Below are 24,866 nucleotides of genomic sequence, written 5' to 3'. Positions count from 1 at the left end.
TAGTCTCTTTGCTGGATTCTTTCATTTTTTTGGCGATTTCATGTGTTCTTTGGCGAACTATTGCACACGATGAGGCACAGATAGGTCTGATCGTTTTTTATTTTCCTGTTGGTTATTCAAAAAAATAGGAATGGATGTGTAGTGATGAGTAAAGAACAGAATTTGAAGGCGGTACCTTATCAGGATATTTTGGATGTGCGGAGTGAGTTGATCAAGCTTCAGTCTTGGCAGAAGTCGTTGGTTTATTTGGATGAGTTTTTTGATGGGAAGGTTACTAGGAATAAGAAGGATATGCGGATGCGGTATTATTCTTGTCAGCAGTTGTATCAGGTTTTTTCTGGGGATTTTGAGGAGGTACTTAAAGAGACAGAAGAAGTGTTAGGTAGGATGATGCAGAGAAAGAAAACTTAAAAATATGAAAAATTCATTTAATTAATAATCTTTTGACAAATATAATTCTATATTAGTCCATGTTTATATTAATATTGTTTATTTTACTAAGATCAGTGTTTTCGTCTAGAATTGTAATCATCCAGAGGATTTTACAGGATAATTAACAGTATACGGTACAAGATGAGGACAAAAGCGAAAGAAAGCTCAGGTTAGTTGTTAAATTCATACATGTATGAATTTAACAACTAACCTGAGTGTCTCTAAAACAAAAGTTTATATTTCAGAATAAACAGTTTGAGATTGGTGTTAAGTTTGGGATTATTTTTTTGCAATTCATTTACAATATTACAAACAGTCTCAAACGTTTTATTTACAAAAAATGATACTAAAAATCAGTATAATTAGTCTTTCTTCGTGCAACTCTATTTATAAATTCAATAATTTCTGTTATTTTTCCAATAAATTGATAATCTTTTTCTTCTAGATTTATCTCACAATCTATAATTTTCTTTAGCGATCCATATACATAGTCTAATTTATATAATTCCTTATGCAACCCAATCATTTCTATATACTGATTAGATATATCTTTCTCTTCTTCTGTCAATTCATTATTTGAGACAATTGCACCAAATTTATTTCTATAAAATAGATTTTTAAATTTGATATCTATAGGATCTATGAAGTAATCTATTTCTTTATTGCTTTTAGAGCAATTACATACTGGACAAGCTAAAGCCATATATTGATAACTATCAATTAGTTCAGAATGATTATCTTTATTTTTAGTATGTTCAATATGAAAAAAGGAATCTGCATATGAAGTATATTCCCAACCGCAATATGCACACTTTGAATGAAAATCTTCTATCAAATACTTTTTGATTTGGTTTCTATCTGATTTCCTAGTATATTTTAAAGACGTTACTTCATCTCCACTTCTTCTTGTAGGTGGAATTTCATACCCTCTGTAATCACCTTTATATATTTTTCTTATCATTTATCATCATATCTTTCAGAATATTTTCCAATAATTTCAAATGCATTTTCCATAAGAATTTTGAATTTTTCTTCCTCATCTTCTGAGTAATTTGAATCATAAAAAAGAGAAAATTGCTTATCTATTTCTTCCTCATTCTTTAGTACGGAATATGATATAGATTGATCATTTTTTAAGCCCAAATTGATACGTTCTAGAATTTCAATTTCTTCAAAATTACGCATAATTTGCTTAAGTAGATAGTTTATCATATCACCAGTCTGCCCAGAGATATCTTTTTCAAAAATCCTTTCAGCATTCTTATCGATTGTAACTTCATCACTATATGAAGTATAGATTGCTAAAGGAAAATGAGCATTATATGACTTAATTCTTTTCCACATTATTTCAGCACTGTCAAAAATTTCACTGTTGCTCAATCGGAAATCCATTATTAAAGCATGGTAATTATTCTCCAATAGACTATTCCAAAAGTCTTCTTGTGTTTCCTCATCTTTAATAAAAATGAAAGATGGCTTAATATCAAATTCCTTATATTCATCTAAGGAGATCATCTTTCTAAGCTCTCGTTTTATTTCACTATAGGAGCTATACATTGCATCCATATCATCATCAATATAACCAATAACAATCTTTTTTATATCATTATTCATCAAAAGCACCACCTAATAAAGTAAATTCTATTTCGAAACCTTTTTCTCCCTTTTCAGAGAGTAGTTTCTTCTCTCCTTTTAAACTTCTAACTATTGAATAGAAGATCCACATACCCATGCCGGTTCCTCCATACCTCTCACTGTATGTTTTATAGGGTTCAAAAATATTATTTTTATCTTCAATTTCTTCGCTCAATCCAATACCATTGTCTGAGTAAACAAATTTCACGTGGTTTGATGAAATTAACGATACATCAATATTTATATTTCTGTTTACAATCTTCCCTTCTTCAAAGCTTTTATGGGAATTTGAAATTAAATTCAAGAAAATACAATCCAATTGATGATCACTCGCATGTACAAAGATTTTTTTTAAGGGATCTGCTAGTTTGGTATAGTCTTGTTCACCATTTACTGTGTAATTGTATGTATTATAATTATCACGTATTGAATTTTCCCACCACTTTAAAGTAAAATTAAGGTATTCAATTAAATTTATTTTAGTCTTACGAGCTTTTTTAGGATTCTTAGTTGCGTTTTCAATAAAACCTAAAATACTTGAATTTTTACGTTCAATAGAATCAGCATAACAATAAATATTTTCATCTTCTTCAAGTTCATCATATCTAACACCGAACCTTTGCTCATACAAATCTCCTATTTCTTTTAAATTAATGGGTACATTTCTAAAAAATATTTTGTCATTTTTTATCTGGTGGGCAAAGGTAGACATTATAATACCTTGGGTAGCAAGAGTTCTTAACATATCTAATTCACTTATTAAAGAATCATTTTCATCTTGTGAAACATCAGTTAAAGAATATAACTCTAGAATAGTTTTTGGAGTTACAATTTTTTGAAATTCTTTATCTTCAAATAATTTTTGAGAATCTCCAAAATTCTTCTTTAACAATCTATCTATAGTTCTCTTTTTAGACTTACCTTGACGACTGTGATAAGTCTTGTCAGATATGTCATCTAAATACTCGTTATACAAAATATGAAGGTTTGATCTAATTTGAGAAAATTCTTTAATTATCTGAATTAAAATTTTGACTAAATAAGAGAACTCAGAACTTTTTTTTAGGCCCTCTCTATTTGATTGATCTTCAAATCCATTATTTTTTTCTTTGGTAATATTAATGAATCCACTTAATTGATTGGCCTGCATTAAATATGTTGGCCTTGAAACGGCTGCTGGATCTTTTGCACGAATATTCTCTATACCTAACCAATCAAATCCTATTGTGTCTGTCTCACCATAAGGTCTAATTCTGAATCCATCTCTATAAAGTGATATTCCAGGTTCATAATCAAATTCGTAATATTTACTTGCTGGTGGATTAATAAACGGATATTGTCTACCACCTGATTTTTTTGTAAAATAAATAGTTCCATCAAAGTCTCCTATTGGATTTTTAGGAGGTGTTTCTAATAAGAATTCACTAATTTTTTTCTCATCATAAAAAGAAAACTTATTAATCCTTTTCCCATCTTTTGTTATATATTTTCTCAACTCATTATAGTATTTGTTTATAAAATCTGGAGGTAAATTGAGAACATTTATCTCAGGAAACTCGCCTTCCAAAACTAATAAATCATCATCATATGAGTAGCTGAATGTAATATATGCGTCACTATCAAGTTCATCTATCTCATATTCAATAGATTCAACTTCACCAAAGTAGTTTAAAAAAATTTGAAAATCTTCAAAATCCTGATTTTTCATTGGATTTTTCAGCTTACCAAGACTTTGCTTTAAAAGTATATAATTATCCTTTTCTTTATTATTTTTACTTCTTTCCCAATCGTCGCTCAAATCCTTAGAAATTATGATAGTTCCTTTTCGGCTAGGATTATGTAAGTTTCTATGTTTATACTCTTCTTCAAATTGTCCAAGGCTTATTTCAGTAATCGGTATTTTAATACTCCCGATATCTTTACCAGAGCTAAACACTGTCCAATCAATATCAAATTTGTGTGCTTGATATGAATCACTTGTAATTATGGTTGATTTTTTTCCAAGCCTTCCTAATGAAAGCCTACCAATTCCCATTGAACCGTTCATTATTCTTTTATCACCATCAGTCTCTATATAAGGCATATTAGTTTTGTCATCAGTTCCAACAGTAAAAAAAACCTCAAGGATTTTCTCATAGCTCATTCCAGAACCGTAATCAATGATTTCAACGTTTTCATTGTTTATTGTTACATCAACTCTTTTTGAAAAAGCGTCATAGCTATTTTTTACTAATTCAAGAACTGCACTTCTATAGTCTAAAACATTATCTCTACCTAATAAATTAACAGTTCTTGTTGTTGCTTTAAAATTAGCAATCTTTTCTTTTTTCATTATATTTCCTCCCCTACAATTAAATTTCTTGGAATTTTAATCTTCTTTAAATCATTGGAACTAATGCTCTTATATCCAGCTGCATAGTTTTTAGATGTAATAGTCAGATAATCCCTGACTACATCCGTATTAAGATAATCCAAGATTAGATTCAGATTTGTTCTCAAATATTCATTTTTTAGTTTAATAGACAGTCCAGATAGCAAAAAACCTTCCCCAACGATTTTAAAAGGATTATCCTCCAATGAAGCTACCTTAGGAATCACTACCTTTTGATCGTAATAACAGGTAAAGCCTTGGGTTCTGCCAAAATATAAATCATATTTATCTTGATATTCTTCATCAAGCCTTTCGAATAAATACTCAAAAGTTTTTTTGTAATGTTCCTTTATTTCAGTATCTTGAAGATAAGCTGTTTTTGCTTCGTTCGCAGAAATATATGGAAAAATCACATACTTTATTTCTTCAGTGTTTGAAACTCTTATAACTTTCCTAAGTACATTTTTTTCAACTGAGAAAGTCTTTTTCTCTTTCACAAATGACAGGAAGTTATCTGTTTCTTCAATTATCTCTTTTTCGTTTATTATAAAGACTTTATCCTGCAATGTAGCAAGCCCATTTCTTATCTCAGCAAACTCTCCTAAATCAACAAACTCTTCCTGAACTTCAGTTAAAAAATCATGGCTGTATATCATATAATTATATTTCTCCACTAGATCTCTATATGTTACCTTGACCAAGTTTCTCCCCTTATTATTTTTTACTCGTAAAACTTTATTATCTGTAGAAAAAACACTGATTGCCGTGTAAGTAGTTGCTCCTTCAAACTTCATCTCATCTTTATAATCAATAATTGTTTTAACTAGTGAATTATCGATAAGATATCTCATCATTACTTCACCACTTCTAGCTTTGATATAGCTATTAGGAGTGATATAAACAATCTTTCCATTTCTATTCCATAAATCAAACCCTATTTCAAAAAAATAATAATATAGATCAAAATTAAATTTTGAGCAAAACTCACTTTTCTCTCTTAGAGCAGTGATTGTTCTATCATCCATATTATGTCTTGAAACATATGGAGGATTACTGATTACATAGTCATATGTTCCAAAATTTTCAATAAGTTCTTTTCTATTAAGAGCATCAAATTTTTGAATATTCCATTTGATTTTTCTTTCTATATATTCTTCGGATAAATCATTTAATTTGTTTATGCAAACAACTATAGCCTCGTCTCTAATATCAAATCCAGCTATATTATTTTCTAAAAACTCAACCTGTTCGTCTTTATTTTTATCTTTGTTCTCAATAAAATATTTTTTAACAATAAGAGAGAGTATATGTCCCTCACCAACAGCTGGTTCAATAAGAGTGAACTCACTCTTATAATTTATCTTTAAAAGACTAACCATTTTGTTTGCCAATTTTTTATCAGTATAAAAAATACCATTTTCTTTAATAAATTTGTGTTCATCATTCACGAGCATATTCTCCTTTTATAATAACTTAGAACCTATTAAAATATTTAAACTAGCTCGCGCAGTTTCATATGTTATATTAATACACTACCTTTTAAACAGGAAATTCAATTAGTAGAATAAATTGTGTTAAACTCTTTCTACATAATAACTGAAGTATTAATATCTTTGTTATTCGAAACTGTTCTATTGACATATTTCTTTCATTTTATCATATAGAACTTTCTTTTTCTAGGTAAATAATGCTGCTCTAATTATTATATATCTTATTATTTTGTTTTTTTAGAGGTATTTTTCAACTTATTTACTATGTAAAATTTTATTTCTCAACTATCTGTGTATTAAATAAAACAATTAACTATTCTAACTCCTTTTTCAAATATAAACAGAAAAAAAATTTTCATAATGAAATTCTATTTTTATATTAAAAAACTGTAATCCCTCTCCATTTGTTTTATTCATTCTAAAAAAATTACTGACCTATTCCTCTTGACTTGCTTTATCTAAATAACTTAGGTCTTATCCTTATTTATAACCATTTCCATTACCTCGTTTTTTCTAAACATTACTCTATAAAATAATAGCGTAAAACCAAGCTCAATTTATCTAAATATAAATGTATAATATACACTAAAATGGGTTCATCATTCTCTTCAATATCAAAATCTACATAAAAAACGAAAAACAGTTATAAACGATGTTTTTATCAACGTTTATAACTGTCATTAATTTTTATCCGACAGATCCTTCCATATTGGAAACGACTTATCAACCATTGTCATTCGTTATCAAAACAACAAATTAAGGACACTTATAGTAGTTCAATAGTCAGTAAGTGTCATTGATTATCAAATTAAGATGGTCAAAATCTGGTCAATTTTTATATGTTATTGGGAGCAATAATCAGAGAATTTTTAAACTAATTCTCTGATTTTTTTCTCCTTTACAGTGGGTAATTCTTCAAATTTTGTAGTTGTAAAAAATTCATGTATTTCTTTAGGAGTTAAGTGATATTCCTCCAATATTTTCTCAGCTTCTAGTCTCCAGAGCAAGTCACCTTCAGCCGAATATTTTCTCCTTATTGATGATATAGCAGGTAGTTTTCTTTCAGCAAACCTAATTATACTTTCTCTATCTTGGTAGAAAGTATCTTTTATTATCTTACTTATGCCTTCATGAATTGTATTAGAATTGGATATAAAAACATTAACAATTTCTGCTTGTTGTGATAACATAAGTTCTTTCAAATTAGTTTTTATCCAGTTAGGATGAATGGCTGACTGTCTTGCAGATATTTAAGTATCTACATCATCATAAATTTTACTCTCAGTTATCATGCAATAATTATCATTTAAAACCCACCAAGCATCTGGTTCAGCTTCTCCTGATGGGTTACCTGTTTTATATCCAAGCAATCTACCTAACTGTTCCATTCCACGTTCAAAGTTAGTACCATTACTGTTCAATTTCAAAATAAAAATTCTATAAATGTATTACTAAATAAAAAAATTTTTTTAACATCAACCGTTAATCAATTTTAACTAATCATTGCTATTATCGGCTGAACCGCTGGGGCTATCGTAACTATAGCTGATAGCAATTCTATAGAACTAATCCCTTTTTCTTTTACCACTTTTCCAAATCCCTTCTTCATTATTTTTTTATCTACCGAACTTAATTCACTAATTTGAGCTTTCATATTTTCTATTAAGTCGTCTTGACTTATGTTTTCATCCAATGAAATAACCAACTCAATAAAGTATTCCACTCTAACTTGTAGTAATTTAGAATTGAGTTGCTTTTCTATAAATAGTCCTCTTTGTTCAATATGATTTTCAATTTCAATTTGTAAATTAGGGTCTGGTATATTCATTATTATTTTTTTAGTTTGCTCATCATATTGAGCAAAACTTATTAAATTTAAAAATTGTTCTTTCCAATCATAATTCTGTTCAGGATACACAAGTTCTTTTTTTATTTTGAGATTTCTTACTCTGCTTTGCGTTATACCCAACTCTTTACTTAAAAGATAATCTGAATCTGCATTGAAATCACCACTTTTTTTTCTTTTAAGTTTATTTTGATAGAAAAATTTGAACATTAGTAAATCCATCTCTGATTTTGATGTTAAACTAAAATTTTTTCGATAGTACTTTTCGCATATTTCGTCAAAATATTTTATTTTTTCTTCTTCTGAAAATTCATTATTCATAATTATTCAGCACTCCTCTTTTTATTAGTATCTCTACTCTTCTTAACAGTTGCATGTATGCTAATAAAGTAGACAGTTTTTTTGATATACTATTAATTAATTAGACATTATTTGAGAAAGAGATTTTGATTATGGTAGACAAACGTAACTCTCCACGAAAATTTAATGAAGAGTTCAAAAATCAATCGTGAAACTTTATGAAGGTGGCAAATCACAAAACGCTTTAGCTAATTAATATGGAATCGCCCTGCCCTCCGTAGCTCGCTGGATGAATCAATATTCTGAAGTTAAAATTGATGATGATACGATCCTCACGGCTCGACAGACCAAGCAGTTACAGAAAAGAAACCTTCAGCTAGAAGAGGAAAATTTAATATTAAAAAAAGCGATTACCATATTCACGCCAAGCTCAACGAACGACTAAATGCGATTCGTATTTTACGTCATGAACACTCTGTTGTTACGCTTTGTAGCGTTCTTAAAGTTAATCGTTCGACTTACTACAAACGTTTTTCTGGAAAAATTACTACTAGAGCAGCAGAAAATCAACAGTTGAGAAAGACTATCTTAGAAATCTATACAACCTCTAAAAAGCGAGTAGGTCCTGCAAAAGTACGACGCATGCTTCTACGTGACTATGACATTTCTATTAGCATTGGCCGAGTTTATCGCCTAATGAGCACTATGAACTTACCTAAAATGTCTACAGTAAAACCTGCATTTAAACCGACCGAAGGTCAGGTTTCTTTAAAACGCCCAAATCATTTGAAGCAAGCGTTTAACCCTCCTGCACCAAATGAAATGGAGGATAATACTTTGATTCTCACTAAGTATCCGCTCTGTTTGTGTCTACTCTATTGACATTTATCCACTATCCGTATTGAGCCTTGTGTTCTTCAAAATGATTATTAATTTCTATAGAAATATTTTCTGTAGGTATGTTTAATTCCCAATTAATATTATAATCTTCTCTAGAATGACCTATATCACAAAAAATACGCAATTTATATTCATCATCAAAGAGCATTTCTAAATCATACTGCGGCGTTAAGTTGAAATTAATTAACTTTCTACCTTCAAGAATAGGTGATTTTTCACCTATAAAACCATTTGGACTGCTATCACTATCTGTTGGTGAGATGGTGTCTGAAGAAGTAACAATTACTTGCGCTCCCTGTTCAATACGCCAAGAACACCAAATAAATATATAAGACTTGTCTTCAAATTCTAACACTAAAGTTGATCCTGCTGCTCCTCCAGCACTACTTTTAACTACAGGTTGAGCAATCAAATTCTTTATTTTACTTTCCATTTAATATAGCCTCCGCAATTTCTTCAATCTCGTGATAATCAAATCCCTGTCCTGTTATTTCATCATGCAATTGTCTTTGTTGTTTTTTGTTTAATTTATACTTTTTCACGATGTCTCTTACTTGTTTATTTTGAGCTTGATTATTTCCTGGAGTGTTTCCTTTACGAGGACCCATTCTTTCAACTTTTCGAGAATAGTCATCAAAGTTTTTAGCAAAATTATAGTCGATTGAACTTGCTGGAACACCCATTTTACTGAGAGCATCTGAAACAATTGCCACACCCGCTCCTGTAGTTGCTGTGCCTGCTACAACTCCAGCTGGCGTGACTCCTGTTAAAGCAAGAGTTCCCCCAGAAAAATAAGTTCCCCCTAAACTTAGTCCAGTTATCCCAAGTCCTCCAAGTGCTGTAGTTACTCCTGTTGCTAATTGTAACAGAGATTGATTTAGAAGTTCTCTTTGTTGAGCATTCAATTCTTTGTTCGCTTGTGCGGTTAGTTCTGCATCATTTACGCCATTTTTTAATATAATGACTCCGTTACCTGCACCCATATTCACAGGTAATACTCTCAATATATTCCCGTCATCATCAAACAATAATAACTGATTCAACTCATTGATAGCTGCTGCCCATTGATCAGCAGGGACATTCTTCAATGCCTCTTTCATAATTTCTTGATAGTATTTACGAGCTGCTTTTGGTAACTGGAGTTCGTCCATCCCGTTTTCTAGAGCAACCTGTTTTCTTGTTGCAGTTACACTCGTTGATTTTACTGATGTTAACCACGAAGAATCAAAACCTTCTGGAAAAGCATAGGCTCCTGTTTTAGGAGTCACTGTCATTAGTCCTAATACTTCTATTGCCTGCATACCAATTTTTAATTGATTCAAAGAATCACGAAATAAACCGTTTGTTTCTGACTGAAAATTGGCTAATGCTTCTAATTTTTCTTGCTCTTCTCTTATTTTATCTTCTAAATTTGAACGTGCCTGTTCTAATCGTTGGTTATCATGGACTAAAGCTTCTAAAGCTCCTTTAGCCAATTTCCCAAGCAATCCTAATTTATTTGAGCATTGAATTTGAAAATTAATCACTGAAATTTGGCGTTGAAACGATTGAATTAATTCATTTTGCACCTGTTCATCAATAACAGCCCATTTATTCACTAGTCCGTCGGCTGCTTGATAGCTGCTGAGTTCTTCTTTTATTGCATCAACAGCACTATCTACACGTTCAACAGTTGGAAGAATCAAGTCTTGGAATAAGCCTTTCCCTGCTGTATACGCAGCCCCAGATAACTGTTCACCATCCACTGACTGAATCAAATGTTGGCTACCTGATTTCAGTTGTCCTGTAACGCTTTTTGCAGTAGCTATATTCGTTGTTAAACCTTGAATCAAAGCAGTGGAATCTGAACTTATATACTTTACCATTCTAACGCCCCTCGCTCTTTATACAAACGTTCGTTAGTCTCTTCTAATTGTTTGTTAGATATTCTATAAGCAGATTCTACAGTTTCTTTCTGAGAACGAAAAACAGATTGAACCGTTTTGTAAATAACTTGGATATCTTCTTGGTTATAATAAGACGCCTTATCACCAAAGTGGGCAAGTTCTTGATATAGTGAAGCAATTCGATCAGTCTGTTGTTTCATTTGCCAGTTACTTTCTTCTAACTGTTCCTGCCACTTCCGTTGTTCTCTCTTCAAATCCTCTGAAATTTGTTCATTTTCTTGAATTTGCTTAGTTAATACAATTTTATCAGCTTCTATTTTTTGCTTATCCTTTGTCAATATACGACACCACCCATTTGATGAGCTGCTTGACGATCTTGATACTCCATCATTTCTGCAATTTGAGGGAATTTTTCTGCTTGAGACCAAACGCACTCTGCAAGACTACTCACTTCACCGACAATTTGATTTGCAATTGTCAACCCGTCTGTCATGCTAGATACAGTACTTCCAGAAAAACTGATTGCCTTTTTGGATAAATCTACATTTTTTCCAGTTAATTTAGTTACAGCATTTTGAGCTGCTGCTTTACTCGATGCTATTTTCCCAGTCATAAAAAAACTCCTTTTATATATATTATCCGCAAAAAAAGTATTCATATCATTACATAAAGTCTATTTATATAATAAAAGTTTACCAAATTTAATAACTAATAGCAACAAGGGCTAACTATTGATAAAATTGAGAATCCAATTTGTCACTTTTCCTTCTTTATTAAAAAAATCATTCTCTTGAAACTGAGTGGTAAACATCATTTAACATAGTTACAACCAAATTGAATAAACCAAATAAACCTAACAACAACAGATTTAAATAGACTTGAATCAACATTTCAGCTACCTTATCAGAAACATTCACATTAATGAATGGCACGATTAACGACAATGTTCCAGTAATTAAAAAAACTAAAGAAGTGAATACAAACGGTGCTAAAAAATCTAGTAATGGCTTACCTTTGTTTTTTCCTTCTTTATCAACATAATCCGCAAATGCTTTTAATTCATCTATTTTAAAAACATTTTTTTCCGCAGTAAAAAGAGCTAATGTGAATGTGAGCCCTGTTGTTGAAGCACTAAAATATTTATCTATAGAAAAACTAGATAGCTCAATATAATTAAATACAAATGTTCCAAAAAATAAAAACAAAATAATTAGCAACCAAATTAGCATTAAATAACTAGGTAATAGACTATTACGGGCTATCCAAATCAATTTAATAGGATTATTATAAAAATTTTTTTTCATTCTATAAACCTCTCTTAATTATCAGTCTCTTTGCTTTTTAAAATTCGAATTTTAGTAATAAATCCTTTTCCTTTTGCTTTTGCTTTTTTTAAATATCCCTTTCTGGCTTCTTCCTCTAACATTTCTCTTATAGGTTCCGCATTTAAAAATTTCCCATCTGTTCCTATTAATTTTGCATGTATTTCTTTAGCTTCAGATTCTTGTAGTATGTTGTGCCTTTCTAAAGGTGGATTTCCATTCGGATAAACTATAATATAGCTAATTTCACTGTAATCACCGTCTAATTGAATACTTTCATATATTGGATTTATATTGATTTTACCTATACGGGACGTGATATCCTTTGATGTATTAATTAACTCTTCCAAAGCATCTATATAATTATTGGCTAATTCAATATCTTCTGTTCCAACAAGTATGTGTTCTGTTTGAGAGTTATAATAAGAAATGAGACTCAATGGTTTAAGAGAATTTTCACCTTTTTCTGTAGATAAAAATTCTTTGATCTTAAAAAACTTTCTTATATGAGTTATCCCAGTCCCAACTTGATTATCACTTTCAATAGAATATAATCCATCTACTTCTTCATCAGAAATAGTTTCAAAAGCCTTTTTAATCCCTGTATAACTATGTTCAAGGTTTCTTCTTAAATCCATACACTTTTCATTTAACTTTAAAAATTTTTTTGAGTATAAAACATCTTCATTTTTTCTGTAATTTTGTAGTACCTTGTTGTATTCATCAAGTAACTTAAAAGTCATGTTTTCTAATTTTTCAAACGATTGGGTAAACTCTTTTGTTGATTGACTTTCAATTATTATTTCAAAAAAACTCCCTGACTGCTTTAACTCAGCAATATTTTCTAGAACAGTAGGAATTTCTTGAAGAACTAAATAGTCCAAGTCATCATTTTTTAAATACATACTCAAAATATCTGGTTGTAGATTCAATTTATATACACAATATCCCATATAGTAGCTCTCCAATCAAAAAAAATATACTTTATTCCATTATATCAATTTTTCTAACAGCATGTCTACTTTTCAACAATATTTAAACTATACATGAAATATTTGTAGGTCTGTTTCATATACAATAACTTCCACAAATTTGTAGCACTTTTTAACGTTTTTTGAGTAAAAAATACATTTTATATCTCCATACCTGAAACGCATAAAAAGACTGTTATATCAGCATTTATCAAAGCTTGTTTCAGATCGTTTCATGTATCAAAATTTATTTTCCTTTTGCAAAAATCAAAAAAAGAGTACCCCATGTTAGCCTAGTAGCTCACATTTCAGGTACCCTTATTACGGTCAGAAAACAACGGGGTGGGGTCATCTTACTTCTTAATATTTACCAAAACTAAATACTATAGACAACAGCCCCATTCTGAGTTGTTATAATGACTTCTCCATCTCCACCTTTACTCCAAATACTCACAGGCTTACCGCCAGTTTTTAAACTTATATCTTTAGCAGCATCTAGAAATTTATTATAATAATCAGTATTACCTTGTCCATATATATATATTTGTATATTTTGAATAGTAGCAGACATTGCAGGAATTAAATTTATCGTTGTCCCATCATCCTCTATTGAACACCCCATCCATTGAGCTTTCCCTTGAATATAGTCATTTGTATTCAAATCTTTATATGCAATCGTACCTAAATTAAATTCATTTTGATTATTTGCATCTGTTGTATGATTCTTATTACCCGAGACAATTTCTAAAAAGCCATCTTTAAGTTCTTTGTTCTCTGTTTCTTTAAGATATAAATAATTATTTTCATTTCCTTGGTTCTGTTTTGTCATTAATACTTTAGGTGTACCTGACACAAAAGAAAAGAAATAAACGTACTTTTCAAGGTAGGGTTGAGTATCTGCATCTGAATAAACAGCAACTAAGGAGTAGCCAGTTGCTCCCTCTCCACTCTCAGACCATTGTATTTTAATCGGAACATCATCTACAACTGCTTGCCATCCATTCTTATTATCTAAAACTTTATCAGGTAGCTTTAACCCATATAAATCCACATTGTTATTAGGGCTATATTGTTTGTAAGTTTGATTCATTGTTTTACCCCAGCTATCCATAAATGTATTAAGTTCTTGATCCTTTTCTTGGTTCCACGGAACATCCGACTTAATTTTTTGTTGTGAGTTTGCTGTTTTAGATTCGTTTGTTTCATTTACAACTTCCTCAACACTTGAAGCTTCCCTATGCCTATTTGTTGAAGAGTCTATATTATGACTCTCCTTTTCTTGATTACATCCTGTTAATAGAACACTAATCATTAATAGAGAGAGTAAAGTTATTTTTTTCATTATCTCATCCTCCATAAATCTCATTACCTCAATAGTATCATCTTAATCACTATTTCGTCTTCTTTTTCCTATAGAGGTATGCAAACAACCCAATCACTAATGTTAGAAGGAGCCATGAGCCAGATGATCCTTCCTCTTTACTCAATGGACTATCATTTTTTTCTATAGGATACAAATTGGCATCCGATAATCTGCCATTCATATTTGACAGCATATAGACATATGGATTTTCTTTATCATCATCATTCAAAAACAACATAACAGATGAGTTCATTGATGTATCCATTCCTTTAATGTGTTTAGATAATTCTTTATTTGAGATGACTAGAGTATTTCTAACACCTGTTCTTTCCTTTTTATATCTATATTTAATAGCTCCACTATCTTCAAGTATGATTACATAATCTTTAGTGATATGAATATCATATGTCACAAGATCACGATTATCTATTCCTGACCAGTAACCGTAGCTAGCTTTATATTTATTATTACAGCCAACCATCGCTATTACTATTATTAAAAGACAAGTTGCTAATGTAACTCTCTTTTTATTTTTCATAAATGTTCCTCTTTCTGATTAGATTTACATATTGGTACAGCTAGTAACTAACTGATGCAATTCCAAGAAGAAAGCCCAAGATTGCACCTGCTACACCTGAGATCATTATAATAGTACCGTGTTTTTCATCGTAACTACGATACAAATAGCCCATAATAACTGACACAGCTCCAAATAGAACAGGAATAAAAAGGAGCGATACAATTGTAGTTATCCATCCAAACATCATGTAAAGCTTCCCTGATTCCTGTCCACTGCTAATTCGTTTTTTAACTTCATTAATTATTTTATTAACACCGTCTGTCGTCTGAGACACTTTAAATGATTTTTCTTTACTTTGAGAATCCCCACAATCTGAACAGAAATTTACAGCTTCTTCTAACTTAGTTCCACATTTATTACAATACATTATTTTTCCCCTCCATACTTACGTTAAAAAAATCATAGAAAAGTTCATCCATTTCAACCTCTAATATCTCTGCTAATTGTTTCATTTGATAAGGTTTTGGGATAGTCCTACCTGTTTCCCAACTACTTATTGATTGTTGAGTTACTGACATCATGCTAGATATCTCAAGTTGAGAATAACCTTTCTTATCCCTAAATTTGCTTAGTATTTTTTTCTGCTTCATCTTTTTCCTCCTTAGCAACATTATATACATCACTTTGTTGTTATTCAACTATTTTAATGATGTTTAACCCGTTTTTGAATGTTTAAATACAACGTTTTGTTGTAACCTATTATTAAGCGGAGGGATAAAATGGAATCTGAAACAAAACAATACGCAAAAGCCATAAAAGAATATAGAAAGAAACTAGGTTGGACTCAAAAGCAACTAGCTAATAAAATTCATACCTCTCAACAAGCAATTGCTCGATGGGAAAAAGGAATAACAGAACCACGAACAGATAATCTACAACTACTCTCAAAAGCCCTAGGAGCTCCTCTGAGCCATTTTATAGATAAAGATACATCTTCATATGATAAGGAATACAACGCCTTATACACTTCCTTAAGCATTGAAGATAAGAAAAAAACATTAGACTACATGAAATTACTAAAAAGACAAGAAGCTGAAAGAAAAAACTTTAAATAAAAAACACCTGTCTTAATTAGACGGGTGTTCTTTATTGTCAATTTTAAAAGTATATATAATTTTATCACTCTTATTTTCAAACTCTTTTAACTCTCTATCCGAGTATAATTTTTTTGTAACATCCTCTAGTTCAAGTTGATCAGATGAATCATAGGTTACCCAACTAGTTTCTTTTCTATCTGTTGAGTCAATCAACATTTTGTAAATATTTGGAGCGCATTTGCCATCAGGCATAAATTTTTTAAAACGGATGATTTCTAAAAACCCCATTTTTTCTAGTTTTCTAATATTATCCATGCTACGTCCAGCGTGAGAATCATTCCCCATTTCCGCCAATGTTTTATGAGTACAGTAAAAAATACCGTCTTCACGAGCATATTTTTTTGAGTGATGTAGCAAACTAAACATCAGACGTCTAAGATTCCTCTTTTTAATAGTAGAAATGATATCTATTTCCTCTTTATAAAAAGTTACTTCTTTAGCTTTAGAACTAATTGAATAATCATATTTATACGTATTTTCTACGATCCTTCTAGTCTCACTTTCTAAGCTCTGAATTGTCCAACTACTATCTAAATAATGACGTGTACTTGGTTTTTCGAGTGTATTATTAAGAACTTGGCTGATTAAACAAACCGTCTCATCTATACTATTGCCTTCACTCTTAAAAACCATAGATGCATAGTAAGTAAAGTCATTTCTAGTATGTGGAAATAGTAAATGTCCAACTTTCAAAATGTTTTTAACATTCTTACGAACTTCAATCCCATCAAGCTTACTTTCATAGCCACCACTTTTATCTTCCTTATTAAGTAATTCTATCTTTTTCTTTTTAGCTGGTTTCAAGCAATCAACTAGTACATTTTCTTTAAATTCATTTAATGATTGAGGTTCTATAGATAAAAAGTTCTTCATCGACAAAGGTTTCAATGTTTGATTATCTACATAGGGACAACGTTTACCTGTCACTTTATGAATGCCCAATGGTAATTTTACTCCCATCCCTGTAGTAGGTCTCCTCTCAATTCGTTTTGGCACCTCATCTAACTTACTAAGAACTTCTTCATAGAAGGAAACTAATTGACATTCCCAAATAGGCTCATCAAAGTACAAATCAACATGATATCCTTTTAATCCAGAATACCAAACATGAATATCTTCTATAGGAATCCCATAGTAGGTATTTAACTTATCGACAAGTGCCAGAGTCGTTCTTTTTCTATCATATTCATCCATAATATCGACATCAAAAGTTAAAAATTTTGTAAGTCCTCCCTCACCGAGTAATAGACCTATAGTTTGAACTCCCTTAATGTGCTTTTCGACTTTAGAATCTGTTAATTTAGCAGTCTGAGTAGTTATGAAACGACTATTTTCTCCACTCCCTACTTGACATAAATACTTTCCCCTAAAAGTAATAAACAACTTATTTATTTGCTCTATTATCTCATTTACTTTTTCTTTCTTATTCATTTGTTATCCTCCTATAATATTAATTAACTTTTATTAACTCTCTTTACAAGTAAAAAAAATAGATACTTGTGTGACATAGTCAACACGTGTAATTAAGCATAAACTTATCTATTTCAGATTTAGCTATACGCTTAACACCGTCAATTTTTATTATAGGTAATCCATGATTATTGATAAAATTAGCTAAAGTATTTTTTGATACAGATGCATATTCACACGCTACTTTTAATTTCATGTACTCAGGATATTGCTTACCAGTATTCGTTGTCGTTAACATGGTAGCTTTCAGTTCTGTCATTTTTCCATCTATAATTGTACAAACAGCATCAGTCAAGATACTATCCAATGAATTAGATTGTTTAGTCATGGTATCCTACCTCCTTTCTATAATTTAATCATAGTTATCATCTCCCTTTTCATTTACTAGATATAGTATACTATTAAGTACATGTTTTGTCAACATAAAAAACATCCCTTTTAGTCGCCTTTTTATAAACTTGACAAACATCCCTTTTACGTATATAATATACTTATAATCAATTTATAGAGATTGGAGGTACCTTATGGGCAATACACATCCCTTAACTTTAGAAAAGAGAAAACTCGCTGCAGGAGAACGAATTAAAAAGATTAGAACTGAGAATAGATATACTCAGCCTATGTTTGGGAAATTAGTTAGTCCAGATACACCAGCGGATAAAAGGGTTGTCTATAGCTGGGAACAAGGAAAATTTTTACCTTCTGAGGAAAGACTATCTAAAATTGCTGACCTTGCAAATATATCAATAGACGAAATAAAGTACGGTACTCTAGACGAATACATAGAAGGTATTTTTCTCTATGAAGATTCTTTATTATTTGATAATACTTATACTCCTTTATCTATTAAGACCTATTTATCAAATATTAATGAAGATATTACCCTTCAAGAATTTGTAAACATGGTACCCATTCCTGAAAATGCTAATCGCTTTTATAGCTCCTTCAAACGACTGGATGGAGATAGTCAACGTTCTTGTGTATCAAAAATAATAAAGATTTCTGTGGACAATAACATTTCTTATTTTGATATTGATAAAATTCTATTATATTTGCAAGAAAGTATATCTGATATGTTAGAAGGAAAAATTGAAGTATTGATTGCTCCCATTTTAAATACAGTTGATACCATTGAAGAGTTCATAACTGACGAATTGAATGATAATCAAAGATTCCAAGAAAAAAGTTACTCGCTAGATGCTGTTACTGAATTACAAGTAGCTACAGAAGAATACAAACAAAAATTAATCATGATTAATCAAAACTATAATGGAGGTGTTTGAGATGGAGCGATATTAAGCGTAACATCTTAGATTAAGAATATTAACAATATTACTTCTAATATTGCTCCCGATAGACAATATCTATTGACCAATATTTAGGAGGAAGTAACAAATGCCAAAAATAACAAAATACAAAAAGAAAAATGGTCAAGTAGCTTGGATGTTTAAAGGACACATTGCAACTGATCCTAGAACTGGGAAAAAAGAAAGTACGACTCGCAGAGGATTTCGAACTAAGCAAGAGGCAAAAAAATCACTTGATGAACTAGCATACGAGATAAAATATGGAGTTAAAAAGAAAGCTTCTGATATGACTTTCGAGGACTTGTATGAAGAATGGATAACCCATCAACGATCAAGTGTTAAACCTTCGACAGTAGCAATATCTGTTAGGTTTGCTAAAAATCAAATACTACCTGAGTTTGGTAAGTTGAAGTTAACTGATATCTCTGTCCCATATTGCCAGAAAGTCTTAAGCAAATGGCACGCAAAGTATAAGATGTGGGATTCTATTCGAAAACAGACTGGACAGATTTTAGCCTATGGCGTTTCTATGGAGTACATTGATAGCAACCCTATGAGAAAAACAATCCGTCCTAAACATAAAGAGTATGAGGAAAAACGAAAGTTCTATACTAAAGATGAACTGAATACCCTATTAGATGCATTCAAGAACTTTGGAAACACTAAGCAGTATGCTTTTTTCAGATTACTAGCATATACTGGGATGAGAAAAAGCGAAGTTCTTGCATTACAGTGGAAAGATATTGATATGTTTAATAAGGAACTACATGTTAACAAAACTGTAGCGATGGATGAACATAAGAATATCATAATCCAAACACCTAAGACTAAAGCTTCAAGAAGAATAATCTCTCTTGATACTGAGACTCTAGCAATCTTAAATGATTGGAAGATGCAACAGAGAACGGACTATCTTAAACTAGGCTATAATACAAGTTCAGAAGAGCAACATGTTTTTACAACTCTTAAGAACACTCTGTACATTCCAAATACTGTGAATGATTGGTTAAGGTATATTTTGAAAAAGTATACCTTAACTCGCATCACGCCTCATGGGTTCAGACATACACATGCTAGTTTGCTATTAGAAGCTGGAGAATCTATCAAGGTGGTTCAACAACGATTAGGGCATGAAAATAGTAAAGTGACATTAGACATCTATGCACATATTACGAACAATGCACCTAAGAAAACTGGTCAAGAATTTGCTGATATGATGAATAGTAAGTAAAAAAGCTGGTCAAAAGCTGGTCGTTTCTAATTTCAAGGTAAAAGAAAAAAGCTAGAATCCTTATATATCAAGGGTTCTAGCTTCTATAACAGGTTTATCCAACACTGCCTTCCATCTCATAAGAAATCAGTCTATTAAGTTCAACCGCATACTCCATCGGCAATTCCTTCGTAAACGGCTCCACAAATCCCATAACGATCATCTCAGTCGCTTCAACTTCAGTCAACCCACGACTCATCAAGTAATAAAGCTGCTCTTCCGAAATCTTCGAAACCTTCGCTTCATGCTCTAACGCCACTTGACTGTTATGAATCTCATTAAACGGAATCGTATCCGATTTCGATTTATCATCCATAATGATCGTATCACACTCAATATGTGAAATCGAGCCAGCACTATCTTTCCCAAACGTTACTTGACCACGGTAATTCACTTCACCGCCGTCTTTCGCAATTGATTTAGAAACGATCGAACTTGATGTGTTTGGCGCATTATGAATCATTTTCGCCCCTGTATCTTGGATTTGGTTTTCCCCAGCAAATGCAATCGAAAGCATTGTACCACGAGCACCTTTTCCATCAAGATAAACACTTGGGTATTTCATCGTTGTTTTGGCACCTAAGTTTCCGTCGATCCACTCAACTGTGGCACCTTCGTAAGCTTTGGCACGTTTTGTTACCAAGTTATAAACATTATCAGACCAGTTTTGGATGGTTGTATAACGTGTATAGGCATCTTTATGAGTAAAGATCTCAACGATCGCTGCGTGTAAGCTATTGCTTGTATACGTAGGCGCTGTACAGCCTTCTACGTAGTGAACACTTGCGCCTTCATCCACAATAATCAGCGTACGTTCAAATTGTCCTGTGTTTTCCGCATTGATTCGGAAATAAGTTTGTAGTGGAACATCCACACGAACCCCTTTTGGTACATAGATAAACGTTCCACCAGACCAAACCGCTGAGTTTAGTGCGGCTAATTTGTTATCTGTTGGTGGCACTAATTTTGCGAAGTATTTTTTGAATATGTCTGGGTATTCTTTCAACGCTGAATCGGTATCTGTAAAGATGATCCCTAATTTTTGGAATTCTTCTTTCATGTTGTGGTAAACCACTTCTGATTCATATTGCGCTGAAGCTCCAGCTAGATACGCACGTTCTGCTTCTGGAATTCCGATTTTTTCAAAGGTTTCTTTGATTTTATCTGGTACATCATCCCAGTCACGAGCGGGTTTGTCGCTGGCTCTTTGGAAATATTTGATTTTTTCAAAATCGATATCAGATAAATCTGGTCCCCATTCTTGCATGGCCATTTTGTTGAATTGTTCCAATGATTTCAAACGGAACTCCAACATCCATTCTGGCTCTTCTTTTTTACGTGAAATTTCTCTAACAACATCCTCTGTTAGTCCATTTCCCGTACTGAAAATTGGTTTCACATCATCATGAAAACCAAATTGATATTCTTCTAACTCAGGTACAGTACTCAAATTATCTCACGCTCACTTTCTTAGGTTGAGAATCAAGCGTTTAGGTTCGAGCTGTTGGACTAAAATAAGCACAATCCGCTTTTTGGATTTTGATTATTTTAGGAAACAGCCGAGAACCTGCTTGACTTCTCACTGATTAATTTAGGTTGAGAATCAAACGTTTAGTTTCTAGTTATTTGATTTCTCACTAATTTTCTATTCTTCGCAGTGTAATTGTCCTGCGGTTCCTTGTCCGTCATTTTCAACTGCTTGTTCTAATGCTTTCCAAGCTAATGTTGCACATTTGATCCGTGCTGGAAATTTCGCTACACCGCTAAGCATCGCTGCATCACCTAGTTTTTCTTCTTCCGTCACATCATTTCCTTGTACCAACTGAGAAAAATCTTCAGCTAACTGTTCTGCTTCAGCTAATGTCTTCCCAATCACCGCATCTGTCATCATGCTAGCACTTGCCGTACTAATCGAACAACCACTTCCGCTAAAGGCAATATCTTTAATAACATTGTCTTGGATAGCCACTTGCAATTCGATCACATCGCCACAAGTTGGGTTATTCATTTCGATTTTCTTGCTTGATTCTGCCAATGTTCCATGATGATGAGGATGACTTGAATGATCCAAAATCACTTGACGGTATAAATTATCTAATCTAGATAGAGCCATGTTGGAAAAACTCCTTTGTCGCTAAAATTGCTTCAATCAATCGATCGGCATCTTCCTTGGTATTATAAAGATAGAAGCTTGCACGAGCTGTCGCTGGAACGTCTAAATATTTCAGTAATGGCTGCGCACAATGATGTCCTGCACGAACTGCCACTCCTTCCATATCCAACGCTGTCGCCGTGTCATGTGGGTGTAAGCCATCTAAATTAAAGGCCAAAACCCCTGTATGATGAGCTGGATCTTGTGGTCCGTAAACCGTCAGACCTTCGATCTCCAATAGTTTTGGCAACACGTAAGCTACTAATTCTGCTTCATGTTGATGAATTTCTTCTAAACCAATCTCTGTTAGAAAATCGATTGCCGCACCTAGCGCAATTGCTCCAGCAATATTTGGGGTTCCAGCCTCAAATTTCCAAGGCAGTTCTTTCCACGTACTGTCATACAAATTCACGAAATCGATCATTTCCCCACCAAATTCTACGGGTTCCATTTGATCTAGTAATTCACGTTTTCCATATAATACACCAATTCCAGTTGGACCACACATTTTATGCCCACTGAATGCGTAAAAATCAGCATCGATTGCTTGAACATCCACTGGCATATGAGGAACAGCTTGAGCACCGTCGACAACTATGACAGCACCGTGACTATGAGCTAGCTCTGCCAACTCTGCCACTGGATTGATCACACCTAAAACATTCGATACATGTGCGATCGAAACAATCTTGGTTTTATCCGTGATTTGTTGTTTTGCACTTTCCATATCTAAAAAGCCATCTGCTGTAATCTCGATATATTTTAAGGTTGCGCCTTTGCGTTCCGCTAGTTGTTGCCAAGGAATAATATTAGAGTGATGCTCCATATAGGAAATCACAATTTCATCCCCTGCTTCAACCGCTAAATCACCATAGCTTTTTGCGACCCAATTTAAACTCGTCGTTGTGCCTCGGGTAAAGAGCGTTTCCGCTGTTTCTTTGGCATTGATAAAGGCTCTAACTTTTTCACGAGCCGCTTCATAATCTTTCGTGGCACGTTCTGCCAACGTATGCACACCACGGTGAACATTAGCATTATCGTGTTCGTAATAATAAGTCAGTTTATCTAAAACTGCTTTAGGTTTTTGAGTTGTTGCTGCATTATCCAGATAAACAAGCGGCTCGTCATTGACTTCTTGAAACAAGATGGGAAACTGCTGCCGAATCTTATCTGCGTTTATCATGCATTCAACTTCCCTTCAATTACGTCTACAAATTCTTTTTGCACTTCTTTTACAGGAATCGCTGTGATTACGGAACCTAAGAAGCCACGGATAACCAAACGTTCTGCATCATCTTTACGTAAACCACGACTCATTAGATAGTACATTTCTTCTGGATCAACACGACCTACACTGGCTGCATGTCCTGCGGTTACTTCATTTTCATCGATCAATAGAATTGGGTTCGCATCACCACGGGCTTTATCAGAAAGCATCAAGACACGACTTTCTTGTTGGGCATCTGCCCCTTTAGCGCCTTTTAGAATATGACCAATTCCGTTGAATGTTAGAGTCCCACGTTCACGGATAACTCCGTGTTGTAAAATATGGCCCACAGAGTGAGAGGCTTTGTTGGTTACACGAGTGTCAATTCCTTGTGTTTGCTTGCCAGCACTGATTGCTACAACTTTGACTTCTGAATGAGAACCTTCACCCACTAAATCTGAATCAAAATCAGCAACCACGTCACCATCGTTCATCACGCCAAGCGCCCAATCAATAGATGCATCACGCATAATGTGTCCACGACGGTTCATGTACGTTGAAACATTTACGCCTAATTGATCTACGGCAGAATATTTCACTTTTGCACCAGTTTTTGCAATCACTTCAACCACGATATTAGCTGATATTTTTATTTTTTGATCGCCAATTGTTTGGAATCGTTCTAAATAGCTGAACTCACTATGCTCGTCCGCTACGATCAATACATGCTTGAAGAATGATTCTTCACTGGCTGAATCTTGGATAAAGATTGCTTCAATCGGTTCTTCGATGACAACATTTTTCGGTACATATAAGAACACTCCACTATTCATAAAAGCTGTATGGAACGCTGTTAATTTATCTTCATCCATTTCAACTGCTTTATTCATATAATATTCTTTGACTAAATCGCCATGTTCTTGCAAGGCTGTGAACATATCAGTAAAAATCACCCCTTGATCGGCTAATTTCGCTGAAAGTTGTTCAAACGCTGTGATTGATCCTTGTTGTACGATCACTGGATTGTCTTTCATTGCATCAAAGCTTGGGATATTCATCGTTTCAGGTGCATACTCTTCAGTATTCACATTAAACAAAGGCCAACGGTGAAATTTCACACGCTCGATCTTTGGTAATTCTAAGTTTCCAGCTTTTTCTAAAGCCGCTACACGTAAGTCCGTCATCCAAGTAGGTTCTTCGTTACGGGCTGAAAAAGCGTTGATGTCGTCAAGATAATTCGCTGTTGTTATTTCTTTCATTTATCTTG

The 24,866-nt window shown here is 32.7% G+C and carries 28 protein-coding genes; 5 read left to right on the top strand and 23 right to left on the bottom strand.

Annotated features, from left to right (window positions below; genetic code table 11):
* Positions 1-144: 144 nt before the first annotated feature.
* Positions 145-411 (top strand): hypothetical protein, encoded by a 267-nt coding sequence (locus AC1PU0_RS05935; RefSeq protein WP_206848729.1) that lies wholly within the window; start codon positions 145-147, stop codon positions 409-411.
* 367 nt (positions 412-778) lie between these two features.
* Here the strand turns inward: AC1PU0_RS05935 and AC1PU0_RS05930 are convergent, their stop codons facing one another.
* The 7 genes from AC1PU0_RS05930 to AC1PU0_RS05900 form a co-directional block, all read right to left on the bottom strand.
* Positions 779-1,393 (bottom strand): HNH endonuclease, encoded by a 615-nt coding sequence (locus tag AC1PU0_RS05930; protein WP_206848726.1) that lies wholly within the window; start codon positions 1,391-1,393, stop codon positions 779-781.
* Positions 1,390-2,046 carry a hypothetical protein gene (locus tag AC1PU0_RS05925; protein ID WP_206848723.1) on the bottom strand — a complete coding sequence of 219 codons (657 nt, stop codon included), beginning with the start codon at positions 2,044-2,046 and terminating at the stop codon, positions 1,390-1,392. Before AC1PU0_RS05925 ends, AC1PU0_RS05930 begins: the two co-directional genes overlap by 4 nt.
* On the bottom strand, positions 2,039-4,399 hold the full coding sequence (locus AC1PU0_RS05920) for a sensor histidine kinase (RefSeq protein WP_242596512.1): 2,361 nt from the start codon (positions 4,397-4,399) through the stop codon (positions 2,039-2,041). Before AC1PU0_RS05920 ends, AC1PU0_RS05925 begins: the two co-directional genes overlap by 8 nt.
* Positions 4,399-5,886 carry an Eco57I restriction-modification methylase domain-containing protein gene (locus tag AC1PU0_RS05915; protein ID WP_206848720.1) on the bottom strand — a complete coding sequence of 496 codons (1,488 nt, stop codon included), beginning with the start codon at positions 5,884-5,886 and terminating at the stop codon, positions 4,399-4,401. The genes AC1PU0_RS05920 and AC1PU0_RS05915 overlap by 1 nt, the downstream gene beginning before the upstream one ends.
* Before the next feature lie 911 nt (positions 5,887-6,797).
* On the bottom strand, positions 6,798-7,130 hold the full coding sequence (locus AC1PU0_RS05910) for a hypothetical protein (protein ID WP_206848717.1): 333 nt from the start codon (positions 7,128-7,130) through the stop codon (positions 6,798-6,800).
* A 48-nt stretch (positions 7,131-7,178) separates the two neighbouring features.
* Positions 7,179-7,355 (bottom strand): hypothetical protein, encoded by a 177-nt coding sequence (locus AC1PU0_RS05905; RefSeq protein ID WP_479998773.1) that lies wholly within the window; start codon positions 7,353-7,355, stop codon positions 7,179-7,181.
* Positions 7,356-7,420: 65 nt separating this feature from the next.
* Complete coding sequence (locus tag AC1PU0_RS05900; RefSeq protein WP_206848712.1) at positions 7,421-8,095, bottom strand: hypothetical protein; 675 nt, start codon at positions 8,093-8,095, stop codon at positions 7,421-7,423.
* Positions 8,096-8,647: 552 nt separating this feature from the next.
* On the opposite strand from AC1PU0_RS05900, the gene AC1PU0_RS05895 reads away from it, so the two are divergent.
* Positions 8,648-8,956, top strand: coding sequence for an IS3 family transposase (locus tag AC1PU0_RS05895; RefSeq protein ID WP_206848708.1), 309 nt, complete (start codon positions 8,648-8,650; stop codon positions 8,954-8,956).
* 10 nt (positions 8,957-8,966) lie between these two features.
* On the opposite strand, the gene AC1PU0_RS05890 is transcribed toward AC1PU0_RS05895, so the two are convergent.
* From AC1PU0_RS05890 to AC1PU0_RS05845, 10 genes are all read right to left on the bottom strand, one after another.
* The gene (locus AC1PU0_RS05890; protein WP_206848704.1) at positions 8,967-9,407 is read right to left on the bottom strand and encodes a hypothetical protein; all 441 of its coding nucleotides are present in this window, start codon (positions 9,405-9,407) and stop codon (positions 8,967-8,969) included.
* The gene (locus AC1PU0_RS05885) at positions 9,397-10,839 is read right to left on the bottom strand and encodes a hypothetical protein (RefSeq protein WP_206848700.1); all 1,443 of its coding nucleotides are present in this window, start codon (positions 10,837-10,839) and stop codon (positions 9,397-9,399) included. Before AC1PU0_RS05885 ends, AC1PU0_RS05890 begins: the two co-directional genes overlap by 11 nt.
* The gene (locus AC1PU0_RS05880; RefSeq protein ID WP_206848697.1) at positions 10,833-11,198 is read right to left on the bottom strand and encodes a hypothetical protein; all 366 of its coding nucleotides are present in this window, start codon (positions 11,196-11,198) and stop codon (positions 10,833-10,835) included. The genes AC1PU0_RS05885 and AC1PU0_RS05880 overlap by 7 nt, the downstream gene beginning before the upstream one ends.
* On the bottom strand, positions 11,195-11,473 hold the full coding sequence (locus AC1PU0_RS05875; protein ID WP_206848694.1) for a hypothetical protein: 279 nt from the start codon (positions 11,471-11,473) through the stop codon (positions 11,195-11,197). The genes AC1PU0_RS05880 and AC1PU0_RS05875 overlap by 4 nt, the downstream gene beginning before the upstream one ends.
* Before the next feature lie 169 nt (positions 11,474-11,642).
* A complete protein-coding gene (locus AC1PU0_RS05870) occupies positions 11,643-12,164 on the bottom strand; it encodes a hypothetical protein (RefSeq protein ID WP_206848691.1) in 522 nt (173 codons plus the stop codon).
* 14 nt (positions 12,165-12,178) lie between these two features.
* Positions 12,179-13,135, bottom strand: coding sequence for a hypothetical protein (locus AC1PU0_RS05865; protein WP_206848689.1), 957 nt, complete (start codon positions 13,133-13,135; stop codon positions 12,179-12,181).
* Between the two features lie 394 nt (positions 13,136-13,529).
* Positions 13,530-14,495 carry a DUF4767 domain-containing protein gene (locus tag AC1PU0_RS05860; protein WP_206848687.1) on the bottom strand — a complete coding sequence of 322 codons (966 nt, stop codon included), beginning with the start codon at positions 14,493-14,495 and terminating at the stop codon, positions 13,530-13,532.
* A 49-nt stretch (positions 14,496-14,544) separates the two neighbouring features.
* Complete coding sequence (locus AC1PU0_RS05855; protein ID WP_206848684.1) at positions 14,545-15,054, bottom strand: hypothetical protein; 510 nt, start codon at positions 15,052-15,054, stop codon at positions 14,545-14,547.
* A gap of 40 nt (positions 15,055-15,094) precedes the next feature.
* Complete coding sequence (locus AC1PU0_RS05850) at positions 15,095-15,463, bottom strand: zinc ribbon domain-containing protein (RefSeq protein WP_206848682.1); 369 nt, start codon at positions 15,461-15,463, stop codon at positions 15,095-15,097.
* Positions 15,453-15,686: a helix-turn-helix transcriptional regulator gene (locus AC1PU0_RS05845; protein ID WP_206848679.1), complete on the bottom strand. Its 234-nt coding sequence runs from the start codon at positions 15,684-15,686 to the stop codon at positions 15,453-15,455. The genes AC1PU0_RS05850 and AC1PU0_RS05845 overlap by 11 nt, the downstream gene beginning before the upstream one ends.
* A 129-nt stretch (positions 15,687-15,815) precedes the next feature.
* Between AC1PU0_RS05845 and AC1PU0_RS05840 the strand changes: the two genes are divergently transcribed.
* Positions 15,816-16,151, top strand: coding sequence for a helix-turn-helix domain-containing protein (locus tag AC1PU0_RS05840; RefSeq protein WP_206848676.1), 336 nt, complete (start codon positions 15,816-15,818; stop codon positions 16,149-16,151).
* Between the two features lie 12 nt (positions 16,152-16,163).
* On the opposite strand, the gene AC1PU0_RS05835 is transcribed toward AC1PU0_RS05840, so the two are convergent.
* Entirely contained in the window at positions 16,164-17,624 is a 1,461-nt protein-coding gene (locus tag AC1PU0_RS05835) for a TOTE conflict system archaeo-eukaryotic primase domain-containing protein (protein WP_206848674.1), read from the bottom strand.
* Between the two features lie 79 nt (positions 17,625-17,703).
* On the bottom strand, positions 17,704-17,991 hold the full coding sequence (locus AC1PU0_RS05830) for a helix-turn-helix domain-containing protein (RefSeq protein WP_206848672.1): 288 nt from the start codon (positions 17,989-17,991) through the stop codon (positions 17,704-17,706).
* A 196-nt stretch (positions 17,992-18,187) separates the two neighbouring features.
* On the opposite strand from AC1PU0_RS05830, the gene AC1PU0_RS05825 reads away from it, so the two are divergent.
* Both AC1PU0_RS05825 and AC1PU0_RS05820 read left to right on the top strand, forming a co-directional pair.
* Entirely contained in the window at positions 18,188-18,946 is a 759-nt protein-coding gene (locus AC1PU0_RS05825; protein WP_206848670.1) for a helix-turn-helix transcriptional regulator, read from the top strand.
* Positions 18,947-19,058: 112 nt separating this feature from the next.
* Positions 19,059-20,201, top strand: coding sequence for a site-specific integrase (locus AC1PU0_RS05820; RefSeq protein WP_206848669.1), 1,143 nt, complete (start codon positions 19,059-19,061; stop codon positions 20,199-20,201).
* 94 nt (positions 20,202-20,295) lie between these two features.
* On the opposite strand, the gene sufB is transcribed toward AC1PU0_RS05820, so the two are convergent.
* The 4 genes from sufB to sufD form a co-directional block, all read right to left on the bottom strand.
* Complete coding sequence (gene sufB / locus AC1PU0_RS05815; protein ID WP_111248321.1) at positions 20,296-21,690, bottom strand: Fe-S cluster assembly protein SufB; 1,395 nt, start codon at positions 21,688-21,690, stop codon at positions 20,296-20,298.
* A 195-nt stretch (positions 21,691-21,885) separates the two neighbouring features.
* Positions 21,886-22,353, bottom strand: a complete 468-nt coding sequence (gene sufU, locus AC1PU0_RS05810) for a Fe-S cluster assembly sulfur transfer protein SufU (RefSeq protein WP_206848668.1) — start codon at positions 22,351-22,353, stop codon at positions 21,886-21,888.
* Positions 22,340-23,575 (bottom strand): cysteine desulfurase, encoded by a 1,236-nt coding sequence (locus AC1PU0_RS05805; protein ID WP_206848667.1) that lies wholly within the window; start codon positions 23,573-23,575, stop codon positions 22,340-22,342. The genes sufU and AC1PU0_RS05805 overlap by 14 nt, the downstream gene beginning before the upstream one ends.
* Complete coding sequence (gene sufD / locus AC1PU0_RS05800) at positions 23,572-24,858, bottom strand: Fe-S cluster assembly protein SufD (RefSeq protein WP_206848666.1); 1,287 nt, start codon at positions 24,856-24,858, stop codon at positions 23,572-23,574. Before sufD ends, AC1PU0_RS05805 begins: the two co-directional genes overlap by 4 nt.
* Positions 24,859-24,866: the final 8 nt, after the last annotated feature.

Source organism: Enterococcus sp. XAF26B05_ASV22, from assembly GCF_056727285.1.
This window is presented reverse-complemented; position numbering and strand designations above follow the sequence as displayed.